A 13,687-nucleotide genomic window follows, 5' to 3' on the forward strand; every position below is an offset into this window, starting at 1 on the left:
GATGGGTAGGATGATGGGTGATTAAATGGTTACACCAAATAAATATACAATTTCAAAAACATAAACTTCGAAATGGCGGAGAGTGAGGGATTCGAACCCTCGGAACGCTTGCGCGCTCAACGGTTTTCGAGACCGCCCCGTTCAACCACTCCGGCAACTCTCCGCATGTTCCGATTATGAGGCCCATGGCGGGCGGGAACGCGCGGAACATATACAACAGCGCTGCCATTAACAAGCCTGCGATTTACCTCACAATTGCAAAACTCACAGGTCCCACACAAGCTTTTGAAAGAATCTCTTAGAACAATGCGCTACAAATCGCATTCAGGGCGCTATTTCCTTTCAAATATCCCGTTACCGGCAAAAGAAATCCTCTCACACTTTTGTCAGAAGCACACAAATGCCAGCTATAAAACCAGCCCAACCTACTGGAGATAAAGACTTTCTTTCACAACGGAACCACCTTTGTTTTTCTCAGATTTTCTCCCAGATTCACGTTGACTTGTGCAAGCCAATCCTTATATTCCGGCCTAACTTTGTTTGGCGGGCGTAAAGTCCGCCTTTTTGCGCTGTCCGAGGCCACCGACACCGCGCTTCGTTCCGACGGGAACTGAAGGTGGGACTTCACTTAAGAAGGCTAGGTCACCAAAGCCCGCGTTATCGCGGCGCCGAAGGGCGCGTTTGAATATAAAGGACTGAACTCATGTTCGCAGTCATTAAGACTGGTGGCAAGCAGTACCGCGTTGCCGCAAACGATCTTCTGAAGATCGAAAAAGTTTCTGCTGAAGCAGGCGAAACCGTCGTATTCGACGAAGTTCTGATCGTTGGTTCCGAAACCGAGACCACCATCGGCGCTCCAATCGTTGAAGGCGCTTCTGTAGCTGCTGAAGTTGTAGAACAGGGCCGTGACCGCAAGATCATCATCTTCAAAAAGCGTCGTCGTCAGAACAGCCGTCGCCGCAACGGTCACCGTCAGTCTTTCACCACCGTCAAGATCACCGACATCCTGACCGGCGGTGCAAAACCTGCTGCTAAAGCTGCTGCTCCTAAAGCAGAAGCTGCTGTAGAAGGCGCTGACGACCTGAAAAAACTGAACGGCCTTGGCCCTGCTATCGAGAAAAAGTTGGTTGCTGCTGGCATCTCCACTTACGCTCAGATCGCAGCTCTGACCGCTGAAGACATCGCACGCGTTGAAGACGAAGCTGGCATCAAAGGCCGTTTTGAACGTGATAACTGGGTTGAACAGGCTAAGGAACTGGTGAAGTAATTCACCCCGGTTTCTGACCTTAGAGATTAAACGAGGAGTACTTCGTTATGGCTCATAAAAAAGCTGGCGGTTCATCCCGCAACGGTCGCGACTCAGCTGGTCGTCGTCTTGGTGTTAAGAAGTTCGGTGGCGAGCGCGTCGTACCGGGCAACATCATCGCGCGTCAGCGCGGCACTACATGGCACCCAGGTGTCAACGTAGGTATGGGTAAAGACCACACTATCTTTGCAACTGTGGAAGGCAAAGTGACCTTCACACAGAAACGCGGCGGCCGCACATTTATTAATGTGATGCCACTTGCGGAAGCAGCAGAGTAAAGCCGACGTGAATTTCCAAAATGTCGGCGTCTCATCGACCCGGCAGGATTAGGAAATCCGGCACAAGATCGAAAGATCAGGAAAAGGGGAGATGGGACGCCATCTTCCCTTTTTTCATGCCCGCAGCAAAGGGCAAGCCGGAGGAAACCAGAAATGGTTGTAGAGTACGAAGAGGTTCCTGAAGAAAGCAGTTACAGCGCGGACGGGTTGCCGCAGGACACAGCGCATCTGGTTATTGACCGAGTGCGTACCGATGACTTGGCCGATATCATGTTTTTGGCCAATAATAAGCGCGTAGCCGAAATGCTGACTGCCATGCCACATCCGTTTACACTGGAAGACGCGAAAGCGCTCGTGAAACGTAGTGCGCAGAATTCCATGCAGAGCAGGCTGTTCGCTATCCGCATGAAGAATACTGGCCGTATCATCGGTTGTATCGGCTATGGCCCGATGCAGGAAGACGACGGCGTAATGCATGTAGGTTATTGGATCGGTGAACCGTTCTGGGGGAACGGGTTTGGAACCGAGGCCGTACATGCAGTGGCTGACTTCATCTTTAACACAACAGTTTTCCATGAACTGAGTGCAGCATGCCGCGTAAACAATCCGGCATCCAAACGCGTGCTGGAAAAATCCGGCTTCCAGCTGCGCAATCAGTCCATGATGCATTCTCGCGGCGCAGGCGGCAAAGTGGCAGTAGACCGCTTCAGCTTGAAAAAGACCACTTGGACAGCGCTTAAGCGCTGGGGCTCTGCCGCTTAATCCGCACAGTATAAAGGTGCGCCTAATTCTCGGGCGCACCGTTTCTTCTCTTTTATTATTGCCAATTGAAGAGGTGTAGCATGACACCTGTAATTACAACCCAGAGATTAAATTTACACCCAACGCTCCCTCTGGATGAGAAAGCCTTCTGGACACTTGGCTCAACCGACTTTGAAGTCGTCCGTTGGTTGACCGGCTCATCATGGCCGCCTGTCCGCAAAGAGCTAAGCGACCACCTGCTCGCCGGCCCGCGAAAAGACGTTTACACGGAGGGCGCTGCCTTCTCCATATTACTGGATGGTCACCCGATCGGCGGCTGCAAAGTTTCAGCGCCGGACGAGAGCGAATATTACCCCGAACTCCCAACGCTCGGTTACTGGCTTGGGCGTGATTATCACGGTAATGGCTACGGCTACGAAGCGATGTCTGCGCTGATTGATTGGTCGTTTCAAACTTACGATATGCCTGCAATCGCGGCACGCGTTCTAAAAGAAAACAGCCGATCACAGAAGTTGCTCAAAAAACTCGGCTTCAAAGAAACAGGCGAATGCGTTCGTTTCAGCAACAGCCTCCACGCCGAGGTCGAGAACTATGTGTTAAAGCTCTCGCGCGAGGACTTCGTGGAGGCAGCGTTATGAGCGGATTTCCGATTTTGCGCACAAAGAGGCTCGTTCTGCGAGAGTGGCAGACAGACGACAAAGCGCCGCTTGTAGCCCTGCTCGACAATCCGAATATTTCGCGGATGTTGAGCACTATCCCCTCGCCTTTTACGCTCGCGGATGCAGATGAACTACTTCGCCGGATGATGTCATACGGACATACCAACGCGGCTGCATGGGCAATAACGTTAAACGGTGAGCTTATCGGCTCTTGCGGTTACACGACTGCTCGGGACACTCCAACGCTGGGTTATTGGCTTGCCGAGTCACATTGGGGATACGGCTTCATGCGCGAGGCTCTGACTGCAGCGTTCTCTCATATGTTCAGAGAGCATCCAGACGCAGTCTTCATAGCCGATGTATTCACCGACAACCCACAATCCAAGCGCACCTTGGAATATTTTGGCGCTAAGTTCATTGGCTATGGCGAAGGCGATAGTCGTGCTAGAGGCCCGGAGGTTTATAAAGATTGGCGGCTTCAGCTGGACCGAGAGAGTTTCCTGCGTAGCCTCGAAAGAGAGGCAGCGTTATGAACACTCTAGCACTTGAAACCAAGCGCCTGACGCTTCGACGGATGCAAGTTGCTGACTGTGAACGAATGGTCCAATATCTTGGAGACTTCGAGGTATCGAGCAAGCTTGCCCGTGTGCCTCATCCGTATCCGCCGGAACATGCGAGAGAGATACTGAGCAAGCAGGACAAAATCGCGGCTCAGGGCATTCTGGCCTTTACGATTGATGATGGTACCGGCCTTGTTGGCGGCATAAACGCGCGGCCTTTCGAGGACGGTCATTATGTTGGCTACTGGCTGGGCAAGCCGTATTGGGGCAAGGGTTACATGAGTGAAGCGCTTGCCGCCGTGTTACATCACCTGTTTGTCACGCTGAGCACCCCAAAGGTGCGCTCCACCGTCTTTTTAGAGAACGCTGCCTCAGCCGGTTTACTCAGCAAGTTCGGGTATGAACTCCTCGGTCAATCAGAGGATCCATGTGCTGCTCGAGGTGGCCGAATATTTCCGGTCAGAGTGTTTGAACTGAGCCGAGAACGCTACCTGTACATCATGCAAAACGCCGAAGGGCAAGAGGAGGTGCGGTTATGACCCGTCACGAGTTTCCAATACTAAAGACCGAGCGCCTAACGCTTCGCCCGTTTAACGACGGTGACCTGCTGCGCCTTTGCGAATATCTGGCAGACTATGATATTGCCAAGATGCTCATGGTTGTGCCGCACCCCTACTCTGCCAAGGACGCCCAAAGCTGGATCGACTTCAACAAAACAGCCGATCTTGAAGATATTGTATGCTGGGTTCTGGATGATGGCAGCGGTCTAATTGGCGTTATCAGCGGGAGTAAACTAAAAGAAGAAACAAGTCTTGGTTACTGGCTTGGCAAGCCACATTGGGGTAAAGGCTTCGTCAGCGAAGCAGCATTTGCCGTTATGCGGTACTTCTTCGAAACGCGCGATGAGCCGATTTTCCGTGCTGGTGCGTTCGAAGAGAACGGCACATCCAACCACATACTGCGTAAGCTCGGCTTTGAAGAGGTGGCACGCGATACCGTTCGCAGCGTTGCGCGCGGTGATGAAGCTGTTTCCCATATCTGCTATGAGCTAACGAAAGAACGATTTTTGCAGGCGATACCAACGCCTGCCTAATTACAAGAGCGCCATAGAAGCGCCAGTAAGAACAACAAGAAGCATAAAATGACGATGAGAGACTTTCCGGTTCTCAAAACCGAAAGGCTTACCCTACGAGCCTTTCGGCAGGACGATCTTGACCGGATTTGCGAATACCTGAACGATTTTGACATCACCAAGATGCTGGTTCCTGTCCCCTACCCATACACACGGGAAGATGCCCAGTTCTGGATTGATCTGACCACAAACTCTGACGGAAGTGACAATATCAACTGGGCCATTGATGACGGTTCAGGCATTATCGGCTGCATCGGTAGTTTTGAGCTACAAAGCGGCACCACCTTTGGCTATTGGCTCGGCAAACCATACTGGGGCAAAGGTTATGTGAGTGAAGCTGGCAGAGCTGTACGGGAGTATCTGTTCGCCCACTATGATTTTCCAGTTCTGCGCTGCGGCGCGTTTGTTGAAAATCCGGGTTCTCAAAATGTGCTCAAGAAACTAGGCTTTCTTGAAGTCGGCCGCAACGAGCTTTCAAGTGCGGCGCGGGGCAACCAGCTTGTTCCAAACATCAAGTTCGAGCTACCAAGAAGCAGGTATTTGGCAGAAATACTTGACAGTTTGCCCGCCTAGCCTTTTAAAGGCGTTCACAAGAGTTTCGGGCGAATGCCCATAAAGTGAAAACGTGAGGTCTTTGGCCTTATCCTTTTCAACGCGGTGCTGCTCCGCCAAAGCGTTTAACGAGGATCAACAAAGACGTTTTACTGCGATCTTAAAGAGACAATACAATGAAGTTCCTCGATCAAGCCAAGATCTTTATCCAAGCCGGAGCCGGCGGTGCGGGCTGCGTAAGTTTTCGTCGCGAAAAGTACATTTCCGAAGGTGGCCCTGACGGTGGTGATGGCGGCAAGGGCGGTGACGTATGGGTTGAATGCGTCAACGGTCTGAATACCCTCATCGACTACCGCTATGCGCAGCACTTCAAAGCGAAGATCGGTATGCACGGCATGGGCCGTAACCGTACTGGTGCTCGCGGTGATGACAAGGTTCTGCGTGTTCCTGTGGGAACCGAGATTCTGGAAGAAGACAACGAGACCGTAATTGCGGACCTCACCGAAGTAGGCCAGCGCGTTATGCTACTGCGCGGCGGCAACGGTGGTTTTGGTAACGCTCACTTCAAGTCTTCCACCAATCAGGCTCCTCGACATGCAAATCCGGGTCAGGAATCTCAGGAAAAGTGGATCTGGCTGCGCCTTAAGCTGATTGCGGATGCTGGCCTTGTTGGCATGCCTAACGCTGGTAAATCCACATTCCTGTCTGCTGTTTCTTCCGCGCGTCCGAAGATTGCGGACTATCCGTTCACGACTTTGCACCCGAACCTCGGTGTTTGTGAAATCGATGGTCGCGGCTTTGTGCTGGCAGACATTCCGGGTCTTATCGAAGGCGCGCATGAAGGCACTGGCCTTGGTGACCGCTTCCTCGGTCACGTTGAGCGTACCCGCGTACTTCTGCATCTTGTAGACGGTTCTTCCCATGAAGATCCGGGCGAGATGTACAACGTTATTCGCGGTGAGCTGGAAGCCTACGGCAACGGCCTTGATGAAAAGCCTGAGATCGTCTGCTTGACCAAGTCTGACGCTCTGTCTGATGAGCTGCGCGAAGAAAAAATTGCGTCTCTGAAGGCTGCTTGCGGCCAGACCCCTCTGGTTATTTCCTCTGCTAGTGGCGAGAACATCGACACAACCCAGCGCATGATCCTTGATGCTATCGAGCGCGAAAAAGCTGCCGAGGCAAATGCGGCCACAGATAACAACGCTGAAGAGTGGCGCCCATAAACATGCGTAAGCTCACTGATTTCCGGCGGATTACCGTCAAAATCGGCTCCGCCCTGCTTGTCGAGAACGGCGCTCTGCGCCGTGCTTGGCTTGAGGCGTTGGCTGACGATATCAAAGCTTTGTCCGACGCGGGCAAAGAGGTGATTGTTGTATCGTCCGGTTCCATCGCGCTTGGTCGCGGTGTGCTGGGTTGGCCAACCGGTCAGCTCAAGCTTGAGCAAGCACAGGCAGCTGCTTCTGTTGGCCAGATTGCCCTTGCGCAGGCTTACACGGAAATTCTGGCGGAGCGTGGCATCACTGCGGGCCAGATTCTACTAACACTTGGCGATACTGAAGAGCGCCGCCGTTATCTCAACGCACGCGCCACCATTGGTACGTTGCTGAAGATGGGCGCTGTTCCGATCATCAACGAAAACGATAGTGTGGCAACTTCGGAAATTCGCTACGGCGACAACGACCGCCTCGGCGCACGCGTTGCAACCATGGCAAGCTCCGACTGTCTCGTGCTACTTTCCGACGTTGATGGCCTTTACACGGCTGCCCCCCAGAAAGACCCGAACGCGGTCTTCCTGCCAGAAGTTGCTATGGTTACGCCGAAGATTGAAGCGATGGCTGGCTCTGCCGGTACTGCCTATTCTTCCGGCGGTATGAAGACCAAGATCGACGCAGCCAAGATTGCCCAGAGCGCTGGTACAACCATGGTCATCACCAGTGGTAAGACCATGAACCCGCTGTCAGGTATCGACAAGGGTGCACGCGCAACATGGTTCCCTGCTCATTCCACGCCTTCTTCCTCACGCAAGGCATGGATTAGTGGTGCTTTGAAGCCAAAGGGCAGCCTGTTTCTCGATGAAGGCGCCTGCACCGCGCTTCGTGGTGGAAGCAGTTTGTTGCCTGCCGGTATCCGCCGTGTTGAAGGCGACTTCAGCCGTGGTGACGCCGTTCGCATTATCGATGCACACGGTGTTGATATTGGTCGCGGCCTTATTGCCTATGACTATACTGAAGCTGCGCTTATAATTGGCCGTAACAGCCGCGAAATTGAAGCAATCCTCGGCTACTCCGGCCGTAGCGAAATGGTTCACCGTGACGATCTCGTCATCGGGGCGGTTGAAGACGAACAATAACTTGCATTTTTGATAGGGTGTGGCATTGTCCCGCTCCGCTTAAACCAAAGGGTCTTGTTATGTTGAATGCAGGCACTGCTGCTGCGGCAGCGACCGATACAATTGCTGAAATGATGAACGCCATGGGCAAAAAAGCCCGTGCTGCTGCACATTTGTTGGCGATTGCCCCGGGCCCGCAAAAGGACAAAGCACTTTTGGAAATGGCTGCCGCTATTCGCGCAGCGACTCCTGAAATTCTGGAAGCGAACGCTCTGGATATTCAGGCGATGCGGGACAACGGCCAAACAGCAGCCTATCTGGATCGCGGCACCCTTGATGAGGGACGGATCGATTCCATTGCAGTTGCGCTGGAAGATATCTCAAAGCTGGCAGACCCTGTCGGTCATGTGATTGACCGTTGGCAGCGTCCGAACGGGCTGGACATCTCTCGCGTGCGCACGCCTTTGGGCGTGATCGGCGTGATTTACGAAAGCCGCCCGAACGTTACTGCAGACGCAGGTGCGCTGTGCCTGAAAGCAGGCAACCCGGTTATTCTGCGCGGCGGTTCCGATACGCTGCATTCTAATCTGGCTATTCACCGTGCTCTTCAAAAAGGCTTGGTGGCAGCTGGCTTACCAGCCGATGCGATTCAGCTGGTACCGGTTAAAGATCGTGAAGCTGTCGGAGAAATGCTGCGCGGCCTAGGCGGCAACCTTGATGTTATCGTTCCACGCGGCGGCAAGAGCCTTGTTGCCCGTGTGCAGGACGAAGCACGCGTTCCGGTGTTCGCACACCTTGAAGGTCTGGTTCATATCTTCGTTGACAAGAAGGCAGACCTGCACAAGGCCGTTGATATTGTTTTTAACTCCAAGCTGCGCCGCACCGGTATTTGCGGCTCGCTGGAGACTTTGTTGGTGCATGAAGCTGTTGCGGCAACCCATCTGCGCCCGATTATCGATGCTCTTCAGGCGAAGGGTTGCGAGATCCGCGGCGATGATGAAGTTGCAGCCCTTTGCTCCAACGTAAAACCAGTTTCCGAAGAAGATTGGACGACAGAATATCTGGACGCCATTCTCTCGGTTAAAATTGTTGCTGACCTTGAAGAGGCTATCGAGCATATCGGCAAGTATAGCTCTCACCATACCGACTGCATCATTTCCGAAGACCGTAAGGCTGTTGAGAAGTTCTTTGCAGAGGTGGATTCAGCAATTGTGCTATGCAACGCCTCTACCCAGTTTGCAGATGGCGGCGAATTTGGTATGGGTGCCGAAATTGGCATCGCGACCGGACGTATGCACGCACGTGGTCCGGTAGGGGTTGAGCAACTGACCAGCTTCAAGTATGTCGTTCGCGGCGAGGGCCAAACCCGTCCATGAGCAGAGTGGTGAGACCACCAAACCCAGTCAGCTATACCGCCGACCGCAATTGTGAGGATTTCAAAATCCCACATGCAGAAGACGGAAATACGATTGGTTTGTTTGGCGGCTCTTTCAACCCGCCCCATCAGGGGCACTACATGGTCGCGGAAACGGCTCTCAAGCGGTTAGGACTTGATCAGGTTTGGTGGATGGTTTCACCGGGTAACCCGCTCAAGGATAATCGCAAGCTTGCAGATGTTAAGGTAAGGGTTGCCAACACAAAGGCGCTGGCATCCCACCCGAAAATGAAGGTACGGGCATTTGAGGCTGCTCTTGGAAGTCCGTACTCGGCCCACACAATCGCACGGCTAAAGCAAATGCGGCCGCGCTTGAATTTTGTTTGGGTTATGGGAGCCGACAATCTCGCCAGTTTTCATCACTGGCAAGATTGGAGAGCAATTTTGGAAAGTGTACCGGTTGCCGTGGTCAATAGACCAAAGGCAACGCTGTCGCCTCTTTCCGCTCCCATGAGCATTACGTATCGCAGCGCCCGCTGGCGGGAATGCGATGCACCGCAGATCAAATACGCGGTAGCCCCGGCTTGGGTGTTTCTACACGGTCCTCTTGATGCGACGTCTTCAACGTCGCTCAGAGGTAACGCTTAGGAACTTTCCGCCGAGGCGATTCATATGTGCCTTGAAATAAACGCTATGAAGTGTGATCCTAAAGAGGAAGCGCACTTCATGGAAACCAAGGCGCTTTCATGGTGGCCATGCCACCTTCAACGCAAACCATGGCGAAAGGCTATACAGCTGACCATGACAGTCAATCACGAAGGGCCGGAAAAAGCTGCTCTTCATAAGCCTGAGGCTCTGGAAGAGTCTTCCGTGCTTGAACTCATCCTCAACAACCTTGAAGATTCCAAGGCTGAGGAAATTGTATCGCTCGACCTTCAAGGCAAATCTGCATTGGCAGATTGCATGGTAGTGGCAACAGGCCGCTCCCAGCGCCATGTTGGTGCGATTGCCGATCACCTACTCCGTGCACTCAAAATCGCAGGATACGGTAACGCTCGCGTAGAGGGTCTGCCACATTGCGACTGGGTACTGATTGATATCGGCGATGCGATCATCCACGTATTCCGTCCAGAAGTACGCGCCTTCTATAACGTCGAAAAAATGTGGTCTGCGGAGAACACCTCTCCTCATCTGCACGGCTAAGATCGACGCGAATACTGACGGCTAACGCTGGCTGTGCAACAGTGTGCGGCCTAGCGTTTGGGCCGCTATTGCCTGCTCACCTACCAATGTTCCTAGCAGAGGCACAATGAAGGTAACAATTGCATGCGTTGGCAAAATGAAAGCTGGCGCAGAACGAGACTTGTGCGACCGTTACCTTGACCGGGCCAATAAAGCTGGACGAGCGTTGGGCATTAAATCTGTTAGCGTAATCGAGCTAACGGAGAGCCGTGCTGCGCGTGCGCAGGACCGCAAGGCAGAAGAAGCAGCTGCGCTCCTTAAAGCTATTCCAGCCGGAGCTTTGATCGTTGCACTGGACGAGCATGGCAAAACCTTGTCCAGCCAAGCCTTTGCAGACAAAGTTCGCAGTGGTCTTGATAGCGGCGTCAGTGACTTGGTTCTCATGATTGGTGGCGCAGACGGGCATGGCCCTGAGTTGCTCAGCCGGGCTGATGTTAAGCTTGCGCTAGGAGCTCTTACGTGGCCGCACCAGATCGTGCGCATTTTGTGCGCCGAGCAGATTTACCGCGCCATCACCATTATCAGCGGCCACCCTTATCACCGCGAGTGATAGAAGCAGCTGTATGGATAAGCGCTGAACATGGTAAGTTTGCCCCTCGATTTATCTTGGTTGACACTTCATTAACGCAAGCGCTGCAGTATGATGCGACCATGTTCAGAACCGGGAAACAACAAAGTGTGGCGTTTAGGGAGTAGGTACAAAAGCCTGAAGCAGTGCGTGCTGGCTATCAGCCTTGTACTTGCAAGCTTTTTTCCTACAACCACTCTGGCAAACCAAGACGCGGCTGAACAAAAAAGAATTCAGGAACAGGAACTCCTCGAACTCACCCGTAACATCTCTATCTCAGAGGAAAAACGGGCCCAGATCGAACGCGATATTCGCGCTATTGATCGGGATAGAGAAAGCCTGAACGCTGCATTGATCCGTACCGGCGAGCGCATGAAGCGGCTCGAGGATCAGCTTGCAGCCACTGAGTCACGTTTGAAACGTCACCGTGTAAACGAAGATTCCGTTCGCAAATCTCTTCATGCGCGTCGCGGTACCTTGATCGAGGTTCTTGTGGCGCTGCAGAGATTGGGGCACCGGCCACCGCCAGCATTAGCGGTACGCCCGCAAGATGCACTTGGCGCGGTACGAACCGCCATTCTGCTCAACGCAGTGATGCCCGAGGTTCGTATAGAAGCGGAAGCGCTTGCAAGTGACCTTTCTGAACTGACGAGATTGCGCGAAGAGATCGAAACCGAGCGCAACCGGGTCAAGACCGGAGCGACGGAGCTTGCAGAAGAGCAGCAAAGAGTAGAACTTTTGCTGGCTGAAAAACGTAGTCAACGAGAGCAGAGCGATGCTTTGCTATTGGCAGAGCGCACACGCGCGGAAGAACTTGCCGCCAAAGCAACCTCTTTGAAAGAGTTGATTGCTACATTGGAAGGTGAGATCGAAAGTGCACGGGGTGCAGCTGAGGCAGCAAGACAGGCAGAAGAAGCGCGAATTGCTTCGGGAACGCCTTTGGACCCTTACTCCGATCCGGGACGATTGAAACCTGAAATTTCATTCGTCGATGCCAAGGGGCTTCTTCCTTTACCTGTATCGGGTACGCTCATGCAGGATTACGGGGTCGCAGACGGGTTTGGGAATACGACAAATGGTCAAACCTTTGTGACCAGAGCTAACGCGCAGATCACCTCTCCGACGGACGGATGGGTTGTTTTTGCAGGAAAATTCAGATCCTATGGACAGCTAATTATTTTGAACGCTGGCGAAGGATACCATGTACTTCTAGCGGGTATGGACGATATTAGTGTAGAACTAGGTCAGTTCATTCTCGCCGGAGAGCCGGTAGCAAAAATGGGCGAGACGAGAATTGCAAGTGCTGCAAACCTCAGTTTGAGTTCAGAGCAACCGGTTCTATATGTTGAATTCAGAAAAGACGGAACCGCGATAGACCCTAAAGCATGGTGGTCTTTCGCTGAAAACGAAAAGGTTCGCGGATGATTCGGAAAGCATCTCTCTTAATGGTTGGCGTAGTAATGGGAGCTGCGGCGGTCATAACTTACAGCCAAGCTCCCTTCCGGTTTTCGGAAGCAGCTCATGCTGCCTCTTCGGACACCTACAATCAGCTAAACCTTTTCGGTGACGTTTTCGAACGCGTGCGCTCCGATTATGTTGAAGCGCCGCAAGATGCAGAACTGATTGAAGCAGCCATCAACGGCATGCTCACTGATCTTGATCCGCATTCCAGCTATCTTTCTCCAAAAAGCTTCCGCGATATGCAGGTGCAGACCCGTGGTGAATTCGGCGGCTTGGGCATTGAAGTGACCATGGAAGACGGCCTTGTGAAGGTTGTCACTCCGATCGATGAAACCCCTGCATTCAATGCGGGCGTTCAGGCTGGTGACTTGATTACCCATCTGGATGGCGAGGCCGTTATGGGCCTTAAGCTGGATGAAGCGGTTGAGAAGATGCGCGGGCCGATCAACACCGACATCACCATTACCGTTCTTCGCGAAGGCGCTGACGCTCCGATTGATATCACCATCACCCGCGATGTGATCCGCATTCGTTCTGTCCGCTTTAACTCCGAGGATGATGTTGGATATATCCGCATCAACCAGTTCAACGAGCAGACCTTTGAGGGCCTTGAGCGCGGCGTTACAGAGCTGACCGAGGAAATTGGCAAGGACAAGCTAAAAGGCTTCGTCATTGACCTGCGCAACAACCCGGGCGGTCTGCTCGATCAGGCAATTGCTGTTTCCGATGCCTTCTTGCATCGCGGCGAGATCGTTTCCACCCGTGGCCGTAACGCGGATGAGACCCAGCGCTACAGTGCACGTCAGGGCGATCTGGTAGACGGTCTACCGGTTATCATTCTGGTGAATGGCGGTTCTGCTTCTGCTTCTGAAATTGTTGCCGGTGCTTTGCAAGATCATCGACGCGCAACCATTCTGGGCACCCGCTCCTTCGGTAAGGGTTCTGTTCAGACCATCATTCCACTTGGTGCAAACGGCGCGATCCGCCTGACTACCGCTCGTTACTACACCCCTTCTGGTAACTCCATTCAGGCAAAGGGTATCGTTCCAGATATCATCACCCTGCAGGAGCTTCCTGAAGAGCTGAAAGGCCGTGTGGAAACCAAGGGCGAAGCTGGTCTGCGTGGTCACCTGTCTGCAGAAGAAGGCGAAGAAAAGTCTGGTTCTCAGGCCTATGTCCCTAAGGACAAGACCAAGGACACCCAGCTAAACATGGCGCTGGACCTGCTGCGTGGAAACAAAACCGATGAGGCGTTTCCTCCACATACGGACACTCAGGTAAGCACCTCGAACTAAGAATATTGAACCCGCGCTGACCTAACAGACAGCGCGGGTTCTTTTTGACTAAATGCGCAGGATTTGGGCTACACTCAGGCGCACTATTTGTTTTTGATTTGCGAGTTGCTGCTGAAAGGCCCCGAGCCTTCTTATCAAGCACCTCGCCTTTTGCTGTTTTGGGGGATC

The 13,687-nt window shown here is 53.0% G+C and carries 16 protein-coding genes and 1 tRNA gene; 16 read left to right on the forward strand and 1 reads right to left on the reverse strand.

Annotated elements, in window-relative coordinates; all coding sequences use genetic code 11:
- Window positions 1-73: 73 nt before the first annotated feature.
- Window positions 74-163: transfer RNA gene (locus E1162_RS10910), tRNA-Ser, on the reverse strand.
- 540 nt (window positions 164-703) lie between these two features.
- On the opposite strand from E1162_RS10910, the gene rplU reads away from it, so the two are divergent.
- The 16 genes from rplU to E1162_RS10990 all read left to right on the forward strand — a co-directional run bounded on the left by rplU (window position 704) and on the right by E1162_RS10990 (window position 13,519).
- Window positions 704-1,267, forward strand: coding sequence for a 50S ribosomal protein L21 (gene rplU / locus E1162_RS10915; RefSeq protein ID WP_155130615.1), 564 nt, complete (start codon window positions 704-706; stop codon window positions 1,265-1,267).
- A 47-nt stretch (window positions 1,268-1,314) separates the two neighbouring features.
- Window positions 1,315-1,584: a 50S ribosomal protein L27 gene (gene rpmA / locus E1162_RS10920; RefSeq protein WP_155130617.1), complete on the forward strand. Its 270-nt coding sequence runs from the start codon at window positions 1,315-1,317 to the stop codon at window positions 1,582-1,584.
- Window positions 1,585-1,737: 153 nt separating this feature from the next.
- Window positions 1,738-2,346 (forward strand): GNAT family N-acetyltransferase, encoded by a 609-nt coding sequence (locus E1162_RS10925; protein WP_155130619.1) that lies wholly within the window; start codon window positions 1,738-1,740, stop codon window positions 2,344-2,346.
- 80 nt (window positions 2,347-2,426) lie between these two features.
- The gene (locus E1162_RS10930; protein ID WP_155130621.1) at window positions 2,427-2,984 is read left to right on the forward strand and encodes a GNAT family N-acetyltransferase; all 558 of its coding nucleotides are present in this window, start codon (window positions 2,427-2,429) and stop codon (window positions 2,982-2,984) included.
- Window positions 2,981-3,538 (forward strand): GNAT family N-acetyltransferase, encoded by a 558-nt coding sequence (locus tag E1162_RS10935; protein ID WP_257098912.1) that lies wholly within the window; start codon window positions 2,981-2,983, stop codon window positions 3,536-3,538. The genes E1162_RS10930 and E1162_RS10935 overlap by 4 nt, the downstream gene beginning before the upstream one ends.
- A complete protein-coding gene (locus E1162_RS10940) occupies window positions 3,535-4,104 on the forward strand; it encodes a GNAT family N-acetyltransferase (RefSeq protein WP_155130625.1) in 570 nt (189 codons plus the stop codon). Before E1162_RS10935 ends, E1162_RS10940 begins: the two co-directional genes overlap by 4 nt.
- Window positions 4,101-4,658: a GNAT family N-acetyltransferase gene (locus tag E1162_RS10945; protein WP_155130627.1), complete on the forward strand. Its 558-nt coding sequence runs from the start codon at window positions 4,101-4,103 to the stop codon at window positions 4,656-4,658. The genes E1162_RS10940 and E1162_RS10945 overlap by 4 nt, the downstream gene beginning before the upstream one ends.
- A gap of 48 nt (window positions 4,659-4,706) precedes the next feature.
- Window positions 4,707-5,270 (forward strand): GNAT family N-acetyltransferase, encoded by a 564-nt coding sequence (locus tag E1162_RS10950; RefSeq protein ID WP_155130629.1) that lies wholly within the window; start codon window positions 4,707-4,709, stop codon window positions 5,268-5,270.
- A 155-nt stretch (window positions 5,271-5,425) separates the two neighbouring features.
- Entirely contained in the window at window positions 5,426-6,472 is a 1,047-nt protein-coding gene (obgE, locus tag E1162_RS10955; RefSeq protein WP_155130631.1) for a GTPase ObgE, read from the forward strand.
- Window positions 6,473-6,474: 2 nt separating this feature from the next.
- Window positions 6,475-7,599, forward strand: a complete 1,125-nt coding sequence (gene proB / locus E1162_RS10960) for a glutamate 5-kinase (protein WP_155130633.1) — start codon at window positions 6,475-6,477, stop codon at window positions 7,597-7,599.
- 59 nt (window positions 7,600-7,658) lie between these two features.
- On the forward strand, window positions 7,659-8,954 hold the full coding sequence (locus tag E1162_RS10965; RefSeq protein WP_155130635.1) for a glutamate-5-semialdehyde dehydrogenase: 1,296 nt from the start codon (window positions 7,659-7,661) through the stop codon (window positions 8,952-8,954).
- Window positions 8,951-9,601, forward strand: a complete 651-nt coding sequence (locus E1162_RS10970) for a nicotinate-nucleotide adenylyltransferase (RefSeq protein ID WP_155130637.1) — start codon at window positions 8,951-8,953, stop codon at window positions 9,599-9,601. Before E1162_RS10965 ends, E1162_RS10970 begins: the two co-directional genes overlap by 4 nt.
- A gap of 153 nt (window positions 9,602-9,754) precedes the next feature.
- Window positions 9,755-10,156, forward strand: a complete 402-nt coding sequence (rsfS, locus tag E1162_RS10975) for a ribosome silencing factor (RefSeq protein ID WP_155130963.1) — start codon at window positions 9,755-9,757, stop codon at window positions 10,154-10,156.
- A 106-nt stretch (window positions 10,157-10,262) separates the two neighbouring features.
- The gene (gene rlmH, locus E1162_RS10980) at window positions 10,263-10,745 is read left to right on the forward strand and encodes a 23S rRNA (pseudouridine(1915)-N(3))-methyltransferase RlmH (RefSeq protein ID WP_155130639.1); all 483 of its coding nucleotides are present in this window, start codon (window positions 10,263-10,265) and stop codon (window positions 10,743-10,745) included.
- Window positions 10,746-10,913: 168 nt separating this feature from the next.
- A complete protein-coding gene (locus E1162_RS10985) occupies window positions 10,914-12,188 on the forward strand; it encodes a murein hydrolase activator EnvC family protein (RefSeq protein WP_371311901.1) in 1,275 nt (424 codons plus the stop codon).
- Complete coding sequence (locus tag E1162_RS10990) at window positions 12,185-13,519, forward strand: S41 family peptidase (protein WP_155130641.1); 1,335 nt, start codon at window positions 12,185-12,187, stop codon at window positions 13,517-13,519. Before E1162_RS10985 ends, E1162_RS10990 begins: the two co-directional genes overlap by 4 nt.
- Window positions 13,520-13,687 lie beyond the last annotated feature (168 nt).

The sequence above is a fragment of the Pseudovibrio flavus genome, assembly GCF_009711345.1.
Taxonomy (GTDB): domain Bacteria; phylum Pseudomonadota; class Alphaproteobacteria; order Rhizobiales; family Stappiaceae; genus Pseudovibrio; species Pseudovibrio flavus.

Coding starts and splice junctions, on each gene's coding strand:
- rplU (WP_155130615.1), top strand. CDS start 704: ATGTTCGCAGTCATTAAGACTGGTGGCAAGCAGTACCGCGTTGCCGCA.
- rpmA (WP_155130617.1), top strand. CDS start 1,315: ATGGCTCATAAAAAAGCTGGCGGTTCATCCCGCAACGGTCGCGACTCA.
- E1162_RS10925 (WP_155130619.1), top strand. CDS start 1,738: ATGGTTGTAGAGTACGAAGAGGTTCCTGAAGAAAGCAGTTACAGCGCG.
- E1162_RS10930 (WP_155130621.1), top strand. CDS start 2,427: ATGACACCTGTAATTACAACCCAGAGATTAAATTTACACCCAACGCTC.
- E1162_RS10935 (WP_257098912.1), top strand. CDS start 2,981: ATGAGCGGATTTCCGATTTTGCGCACAAAGAGGCTCGTTCTGCGAGAG.
- E1162_RS10940 (WP_155130625.1), top strand. CDS start 3,535: ATGAACACTCTAGCACTTGAAACCAAGCGCCTGACGCTTCGACGGATG.
- E1162_RS10945 (WP_155130627.1), top strand. CDS start 4,101: ATGACCCGTCACGAGTTTCCAATACTAAAGACCGAGCGCCTAACGCTT.
- E1162_RS10950 (WP_155130629.1), top strand. CDS start 4,707: ATGACGATGAGAGACTTTCCGGTTCTCAAAACCGAAAGGCTTACCCTA.
- obgE (WP_155130631.1), top strand. CDS start 5,426: ATGAAGTTCCTCGATCAAGCCAAGATCTTTATCCAAGCCGGAGCCGGC.
- proB (WP_155130633.1), top strand. CDS start 6,475: ATGCGTAAGCTCACTGATTTCCGGCGGATTACCGTCAAAATCGGCTCC.
- E1162_RS10965 (WP_155130635.1), top strand. CDS start 7,659: ATGTTGAATGCAGGCACTGCTGCTGCGGCAGCGACCGATACAATTGCT.
- E1162_RS10970 (WP_155130637.1), top strand. CDS start 8,951: ATGAGCAGAGTGGTGAGACCACCAAACCCAGTCAGCTATACCGCCGAC.
- rsfS (WP_155130963.1), top strand. CDS start 9,755: ATGACAGTCAATCACGAAGGGCCGGAAAAAGCTGCTCTTCATAAGCCT.
- rlmH (WP_155130639.1), top strand. CDS start 10,263: ATGAAGGTAACAATTGCATGCGTTGGCAAAATGAAAGCTGGCGCAGAA.
- E1162_RS10990 (WP_155130641.1), top strand. CDS start 12,185: ATGATTCGGAAAGCATCTCTCTTAATGGTTGGCGTAGTAATGGGAGCT.